This is a genomic window from Kitasatospora sp. NPDC058190, assembly GCF_042883685.1.
In the GTDB taxonomy this organism is placed as follows: Bacteria; Actinomycetota; Actinomycetes; order Streptomycetales; family Streptomycetaceae; genus Kitasatospora.
In genome coordinates this window covers 1-7,045 of sequence record NZ_JBHVVI010000225.1, presented here as the reverse complement: position 1 = coordinate 7,045, position 7,045 = coordinate 1, and the positions used below count along the sequence as shown (strand labels likewise).

Annotated in this window: 9 protein-coding genes and 1 pseudogene; 6 read left to right on the top strand and 4 right to left on the bottom strand. The window is 71.3% G+C overall.

Annotated elements, in window-relative coordinates:
- Positions 1-448: pseudogene (locus ACFVWU_RS43790) on the bottom strand (hypothetical protein); the annotation flags it as partial.
- 167 nt (positions 449-615) lie between these two features.
- On the opposite strand from ACFVWU_RS43790, the gene ACFVWU_RS43785 reads away from it, so the two are divergent.
- Positions 616-1,203 (top strand): DUF4291 domain-containing protein, encoded by a 588-nt coding sequence (locus tag ACFVWU_RS43785; protein ID WP_387632073.1) that lies wholly within the window; start codon positions 616-618, stop codon positions 1,201-1,203.
- An 18-nt stretch (positions 1,204-1,221) separates the two neighbouring features.
- Here ACFVWU_RS43785 and ACFVWU_RS43780 read toward each other — a convergent pair whose 3' ends face one another.
- Positions 1,222-2,904, bottom strand: coding sequence for an RICIN domain-containing protein (locus ACFVWU_RS43780; protein ID WP_387632070.1), 1,683 nt, complete (start codon positions 2,902-2,904; stop codon positions 1,222-1,224).
- Between the two features lie 245 nt (positions 2,905-3,149).
- Positions 3,150-3,389, bottom strand: a complete 240-nt coding sequence (locus ACFVWU_RS43775; protein ID WP_387632069.1) for a chaplin — start codon at positions 3,387-3,389, stop codon at positions 3,150-3,152.
- A 575-nt stretch (positions 3,390-3,964) separates the two neighbouring features.
- Between ACFVWU_RS43775 and ACFVWU_RS43770 the strand changes: the two genes are divergently transcribed.
- From ACFVWU_RS43770 to ACFVWU_RS43760, 3 genes are all read left to right on the top strand, one after another.
- On the top strand, positions 3,965-4,207 hold the full coding sequence (locus tag ACFVWU_RS43770; RefSeq protein ID WP_387632066.1) for a chaplin: 243 nt from the start codon (positions 3,965-3,967) through the stop codon (positions 4,205-4,207).
- A gap of 107 nt (positions 4,208-4,314) precedes the next feature.
- On the top strand, positions 4,315-4,584 hold the full coding sequence (locus ACFVWU_RS43765) for a chaplin (protein WP_387632063.1): 270 nt from the start codon (positions 4,315-4,317) through the stop codon (positions 4,582-4,584).
- 116 nt (positions 4,585-4,700) lie between these two features.
- On the top strand, positions 4,701-5,081 hold the full coding sequence (locus tag ACFVWU_RS43760; RefSeq protein WP_387632061.1) for a hypothetical protein: 381 nt from the start codon (positions 4,701-4,703) through the stop codon (positions 5,079-5,081).
- 77 nt (positions 5,082-5,158) lie between these two features.
- Here the strand turns inward: ACFVWU_RS43760 and ACFVWU_RS43755 are convergent, their stop codons facing one another.
- Entirely contained in the window at positions 5,159-5,866 is a 708-nt protein-coding gene (locus tag ACFVWU_RS43755) for a hypothetical protein (protein ID WP_387632059.1), read from the bottom strand.
- A 310-nt stretch (positions 5,867-6,176) separates the two neighbouring features.
- Here ACFVWU_RS43755 and ACFVWU_RS43750 point away from each other — a divergent pair, with 310 nt between their 5' ends.
- Both ACFVWU_RS43750 and ACFVWU_RS43745 read left to right on the top strand, forming a co-directional pair.
- Entirely contained in the window at positions 6,177-6,521 is a 345-nt protein-coding gene (locus ACFVWU_RS43750) for a rodlet layer protein (RefSeq protein ID WP_387632057.1), read from the top strand.
- Positions 6,522-6,607: 86 nt separating this feature from the next.
- Positions 6,608-6,952 (top strand): rodlet layer protein, encoded by a 345-nt coding sequence (locus ACFVWU_RS43745; RefSeq protein WP_387632056.1) that lies wholly within the window; start codon positions 6,608-6,610, stop codon positions 6,950-6,952.
- The last annotated feature ends 93 nt before the right edge of the window (positions 6,953-7,045 follow it).

Genomic DNA, 7,045 nt, shown 5'->3' with positions numbered 1-7,045 from the left:
TCCCGGAGCCGTACGGGCCGAGCCCGGTGACCGCGCCCACCAGCCGCATCAGCCAGGGGTAGAGCGGGAAGAAGGCGGCCGAGTTCTCGTAGTAGGTGGCCAGTGGCCAGCCGTGCAACGGGATCAGCTGCGGGTCGTAGCCGTTCTCGGCGATCCGCTGGTACCAGACGCCGTCCCAGGTGCCCAGCACGTCCCACGCGTGGGCGCCGCCGCCGCGGCCGACCTGCTTCTTCAGGTAGTCCCCGGTGTGGTCCAGCAGCACCAGGAAGACGGTCAGGCCGATCGCCTTGACCACCGCGTACGCGCCCAGCGCGGGCGCGAAGCGGTCCACCAGCGCCCCGAACCGACCGGGCACCCGGCCCGCCCGCTCCTCGGTCCGCTCCTCGGCCGGCGCCACCGGCGACTCGGGCTCGGTACTGGACGACTCGGTGCTCGATGCCGTGCTCATCTGCTCTGGGTACTCCCCGCCCCGCTCAAGGTGCGCGCGGCTCCGGCGCAACGATTTTCCCGTGAGCCTACGGCACGCCCCCACCGGCTCCGCCCTCCCCCGCCACCCTCCCCGCCGCCCGGAAAACCCCTGGCGCCCGGAGCGCGGCGCCCGCGACGATTCCGCCCATGCCGTCCCAGCCGCCGAAGCACCAGATCCGGGCCCTCCACACCGCCGACACGATCACCGTCTACCAGGCCTTCCCGCCGCACATCGCCGAACCGGCGGCGGCCGAGGGGCGGCTCCCGGAGGCGTTCGAGCGGGACCGGATGACCTGGATCAAGCCCTCGTTCCTCTGGCTGATGCACCGCAGCGACTGGGGCCGAAGTACGGGCCAGGAGCGGGTGCTGGCGGTGGAGATCAGCCGGGAGGGCTTCGACTGGGCGCTGGGGCGGGCGGTGCTGAGCGCCTACACCGGCCGGGTGCACGCCTCGCGGGCGGAGTGGAAGCGGGAGCTGCGGCAGAGCCCGGTGCGGGTGCAGTGGGACCCGGAGCGCGGGCCGAACCTGGGGGCGCTGGAGTGGCGCGCGATCCAGGTCGGGCTGCGCGGCGAGGCGGTGCGGCGCTACGCGGACGAGTGGATCCGGCGGATCACGGACGTCACCGCGCTGGCCGACCGGATGCGGCGGGAGCGCGACCCGGCGCTGCTGCCGGTCGAGAGGCCGTACCCGATGAGCGCGGCCGTCGCCGCCCGGCTGGGGGCGGCGACGGCCTGAGGTGCTCCAGGGCCTGCGTCAGCTGTGCAGGTAGACGATGCCGAGCTTGGTGAGTTGCCAGAGCTGGGCCGGGGCGCCGGTCTCCTGGGCGAGTTCGACGTAGGGGTTGCCCTTGGCGTCGAGGTCGGCCGTGGCGGCGAGGACCTTGGTGGGGTCGGCGGAGTCGGCGATCTCGTAGGTGCCGTTGCCGGCCGGCTTGAAGATCCAGTGCTGGTTGGCGCCGCCGTTGCAGCCCCACTGCTGGATCCGGGTGCCGACGGCGGTGGAGGCGGCGTTGGCGTCCAGACACATGTCGCGGTTGCCGCTGAAGTCCAGTTCGTAGCTGCCGCCGGCCTTGGCCTCCAGGACGAAGGACTGGTTCAGCGAGCCGCTGGCCGGGTAGCTGATGGCGGCCCGGCCGTTGGTGGAGTCGCCGTAGGTGCCGCCGCCGGTGAGGTCGAGGGCGTTGCCGGTGGCCGCGTTGGTGAGCTGGTACCAGGAGCCGTCCTCGGGGACGTCGCCGAAGGGCTTGCCGGGGGTGAGCGGCTGGATCGAGGTGGTGTTCTGCTGGTTGAGGGTGCAGTACGCCTCCGGCTGGTCGGGCTCGGCGAAGAACTGGCCGAGGCAGACGCCCTCACCGCGGTAGCCGGCCACCCGCAGGTGGTACGACTGGCGGACCATGTTCATGCACAGCCCGGGGATGCCGATCTGCGAGTCGCAGCCGTTGCGCGCCCACTCGGAGAGGTTGATGACGTCCCCGTTGGTGTACTCGTACGGCGAGCTGGTCCACTCCGCGCACACCTCGTGTCCGAAGGCGACCCGCCGCTGGTCCAAGTACCGTACGCCGGGCACCTGTTCGGCCGCCCCGCGGAGCGCGTCGCTGAACGTCGGCACCACCCAGTTGTGACCCCAGGCGAGGTCCTCGGGGAAGGCCGGGCAGCCGTCGGCGATCTTGCCCAGGTAGTCGTTGCGCCGGATGTCCGGGGTGATCGGGTTGAAGTACGACTGGTAGACCAGTTGGTACGAGGAGTCGGCGTACCCGGCCTTGCGCATGGTCTGCCGGATGTTCTGCAGCGCGGCCACGACCTTGGGCTGCACCCGCTTGGCGCGCTGGCGGATCTCGTCGCTGCCGATGGTGTCCCGGCAGCCCTGGTCCTTGGGGATCGGGAAGTACTGCGCGAGGCAGTGCATCATGATGCCGCTGAAGTCGAAGTCGTCGTTGGCGCCGATCGTGACGACGACCAGCTTGACGTCGTACTTGCCCGCCACGTCGGCGAGTTTGACGTCCTGCTTGGGCTCGCCGTAGTCACCGCTGCCCGAGCCGGTGATCTTGGCCAGCTCCGGATCGCTCACCAGGTCGCCGGTCTGGGCGCCGGAGCAGGCGAGGTCGATCGGGGTGACCCCGGGGATGTCGGTGGTGAAGATCTCCGACTTGGGATGGCGGTGGCAGTAGTTGGTGGGGCTGTCGGTCTCGGGGAAGTAGCCGTCGTTGGTGTCGGTGCCGGCGCCCTCCCCGGAGATGGCGCTGTCGCCCAGGGCGACGATCGCGGCCGGGCGGACGGCGTCGGGCGCCGGGGTCGGGGTCGGGGTGGCGTCGGCGAGGGCGGCGGGGGCGCCGGCCAGGCCGAGGGCGGCGACGAGGACGCCGGTGGCGAGCAGCGCCGCGGACCGGGATGCGCCCGTTCGCGTTCGCCGCGCCGCTGGGATGCGGAACCTGATCACACGCGACTCCTTGCGGGGGGTGGGGGGACCGCCCGGCCGGGGCGCCGAGCGGCGCGGAGCAAGAGAGGAGCAGGAAAGGTGAGCAGGTCTCACATTCTAGGTACTGACAAGTAGTGCAACAAGGCTTGTGACACCGCCACTCATTGACGCGACGACAGCGGCGGGGGCACGAAAAGAGCCGCCGTTCCGCGCCCCAGGAGGGAAGCGCGGAACGGCGGCTCTCACCGGCCGAACCGGGGGTGGAATCAGCCCACGTTGGCGCAGTGGTTGCCGAACGCCGGGTTCAGCAGGCCCACGGCGTCGACGGTGTTGCCGCACAGGTTGACCGGGATGTGCACCGGGATCTGGATCTGGTTGCCCGAGATGACACCGGGGGAACCCGCGGCGACACCCTGGGCGCCGGAGCTGGCCATCGCGGTGCCGGCGCCGGCGGCCACGATGCCCACCACGGCCGCGCCAACGGCGGCGGTCTTCTTGACGCTCATGTGAGCCTCCTGACTGTTCAACAGAGATGCACGGGGAGTGCGACATCTAGAACGAGACCCGTCCGGGGCGGTTGCGACGGTGCGCCCGCTGTCACCCGTCCGGAGCAATGGGGCCGCTGACCGGCATTCGGGTGATCTCGGGTGATCGAGGGACCGGGCCGTTTCCCGCAGCGCACTGCCTCGTTCTCCCTGACGAAGACGATCCAACCGGCCCTACTCCTGAATCGAGTACCGCCCATGCGCAGCTCGCCCACGGCCTCGTCGGCACCGAGGCCGCCGGCAAGTCGGTCGACGTGGCGGGCCCTCTGAACCCGGCGTTCGGCGACACCGCCTGAACGCCTGACCGGGAATTCCTGGTCGCGCCCTTGTCCGAACCCTTCCCGGCCGTGCGGGAATCGTTCGCCAGGCGCTGGAAAAACACGGCGGCTGCGTCGACGCCCGAGCCATGGGCGGAACACGCCGGTGTGCGCCGTCGGAGTGACAATCACGGCAATCCCTGAAGCCAACGGACGAGTATTCCCGCTCGCCCGACTCCCGACAATTCCCTTCCGTCGGGCGGAAATCGGAGGAAAAACATGCTCAACTTCAAGAAGGCCGCCGCCCTGTCGCTGGCCGCCACCGGCCTGGTGCTCGGTTCCGCCGGCGGCGCGTTCGCCAGCGCCGGTGCCGAGGGTGTGGCCGCCGGCTCCCCCGGCGTGCTCTCCGGCAACCAGATCCAGATCCCGGTGCACATCCCGCTCAACATCTGCGGCAACACCGTCGACATCGTCGGCCTGCTGAACCCGACGTTCGGCACCCACTGCGCCAACATCGGCTGAACCCGCGGTCGCCGCACCGGCGACAGCTGATTCACCGAGCCCGTGCCACGCCCGCCGCGTCGGGCGCGGCACGCTCCACCCGTGTGTGATCGAGGAGATCAACCCCCATGCAGAACGTGAAGAAGGTCGCCGTCCTCTCCGCCGCCGCTGCCGGCCTGGTGCTGGGTGCGGCGGGCTCCGCCGCCGCCAGCGCGGGCGCCGAGGGCGTGGCCGCCGGCTCCCCCGGCGTCGTCTCCGGCAACCAGATCCAGATCCCGGTGCACATCCCGGTCAACCTGTGCGGCAACACCGTCGACGCCGCCGGCCTGCTGAACCCGGCCTTCGGCAACAAGTGCGCCAACGTGGAAATGCACCCGAAGCACGAGGACGACTGCTGATCCCCGATCGGCACGTGTTCCGGCCGAACTGCCCCCCGACCAGCCGGCCGGGGGGCAGTTCGGCATCCCCGGGCGGGCCGTCCCGGGAAACCCCGATCCACTGAAGGGTGAACCGCATGGTTTCGATGAAGAGCGGGGCGGGCCTGGCCGCCGCCGTGGGTGCCGCGGTGCTGCTCGGCGCCGGTTCGGCGCAGGCCGCCACCGCCACGGGCCGGGCGCCCGCGGCGGGCCCGGCCACGCTGGCCAAGACCGACGTCGGGCAGGCGCTGGGCGGGACGACGGCCGGCCTCGGCTACGGCGTCGCGCCGATCAAGAGCCTGCGCCTGGACCCGTGGGCCAACTCCTCGGCCGACGTGCTCAACAACGGCGCGACCGTCCAGCCGGACCAGGGCCTGGCCCCGGTGGGCACCGGCACGCTGACCGGTCCGCTGAGCGGGGGCGGCGGCGTCAAGGACCTCCCGCTGATCGGCGGGCTGGCCGGCGTCCTGCCGGGCTGAGCCCGGGCACGGCGGAGCCCGGCACCCCCTCTTCGCACCAGGGGTGTCGGGCTCCGCCGTGTCCGGGGCGGCTCGGCTCAGAGCCGGGTCAGGCCGGCCAGCCCGCTCTGCTGCACCACGCCGGCGGCGGTCGCGGTGGTGGTGTCCGTCAGGTCCGAACGCTGCAGGACGCCGGTGGCCGTCGCGGTGGTGGTGTCGGCCAGGTCGTTGACCTCATCGGTGGCGGAGAGCCGGCTCTTGTCACCGCCGAGGCTGGCGGTCGCCCCTGGCACGGCCTGCACGGCGCCGGGCACCAGGCGCGGGTCCACCTCGTCCACCTTGAGCCGGCCGTCGGCGAGCTGACCGGTGCCGTCGTGGACCAGCGCCAGCGGCTTGCCGACGTCCAGGCCGGGGGTCCTGGCGTTCAGCGGCGCTGCCGGGGCCTCCAGCAGCACCTCGCCGAGGTCGGCACCCTGGTCGACCAGCGGCAGCGGCAGCCGGGCCTTGGCACTCGGGCCGGCCTTGCCGGTGGCCAGCTGGGGCACCAGGTGGTCCGGGAGCAGCCCGTTGTCGGTGGTCCGGCCGGGCACCGGCGGCATGAGCAGCGAGGTCGGGATGTCGGAGTGGAGGTGGCTGCCCAGCGGGGCGAGCGGCACGTCCGCCGGGACCTGCTGGGTGGCCAGCTTGTCCTCCAGGGCTCCGACCTGGTCGGGGCTTGCCGGGGCGGCGCAGGCCGCTCCCTGGGAGGCGAGCACGCCCGCACCGACCGCCAGCAGCATCGCGCCGGCCCGCTTGGAGAACTTCATGCTTTTCACCGTTCTGCCTGTCCGTACTGAAGGCGTACTGGAGATCTGGGGAAGGGCTGCGGGGCCGCAGCCGGAAAGCAATCTGCCTCAACGAGTGACCGTGAGTTCGGATTGCGGGCGTTAACCAATTCGGACCAATAATCCGACCGGAAACCACCCTCGGACGCGCCTCCCGGACTCTTTTCAAAAAACCCCGTAACCTTCCGTGCCGTCATTCTTTGATCTGGACGTCAGTGACTGCAGACCGGGTCTGAGCGTTCTAAGCGTTGCTACGCACGGAAACCGAAAGCATTTCAGAGAGGGATCTCCCATGATCCAGAAGTCCTTCGCCGCCGCCGGCCTGGCCGTCGCCGCGCTGGCCGGTGCCGCCGCCCCCGCTTCCGCCATCGCCGACTCGGACGGCGCCGCGGCCTCGATCGAGGGCAACGGCGGCACCAACTTCACCGGGACGGTCGGGAACAACAGCCCGAACTTCCACTTCCTGGACAACGCGAACGTCTGCCTCCCCGAGATCCACAACATCGCCGTCGGTGTTCTCGGCGTGGCCGTCCCGGTCGAGGTCCCGATCGCCAACAGCGGTGGCAAGCAGTACTGCACCCAGGGCCAGGGCACCCAGAGCCACGGCGACGCGGGCGTGTCCCACCTGGTCGGCTGACCGCTCCCCGAGCAGCTCTCCCCCGCACCACCCCCCGAACCACCCTCGAATCGCTCCCCGATTCACCCTTGAGAGGAAAACCGGAAATGATCAAGAAGTCCCTCGCCGCCGCCGGCCTGGCCGCCGCCGCCATCGCGATGTCCGCCGGCTCGGCTTCCGCCATCGCCGACTCGGACGGCGCCGCCACCTCCGTCCAGGGCAACGGCGGCACCAACCAGACCGGCACCCACGGCAACGGCAGCCCGAACTTCCACACCCTGGACAACGCGAACGTCTGCCTGCCGGAGATCCACAACATCGCCGTCGCCGTCGCCGGTGTCGCGGTTCCGGTCGAGGTGCCCATCCTGAACAGCACCCCGAAGCAGATCTGCAACGTCGGCCAGAACACCCAGTCCTCGGGCGACGCGGGTGTCTCGCACCTGATCGGCTGATCAAGGGGCATGGCACGGACGGAGGGCCCGGGGAGGAAGGTCTCCCCGGGCCCTCCGGGCTTGCGGGACGAGGAATCCGACCGGGCCGACGGC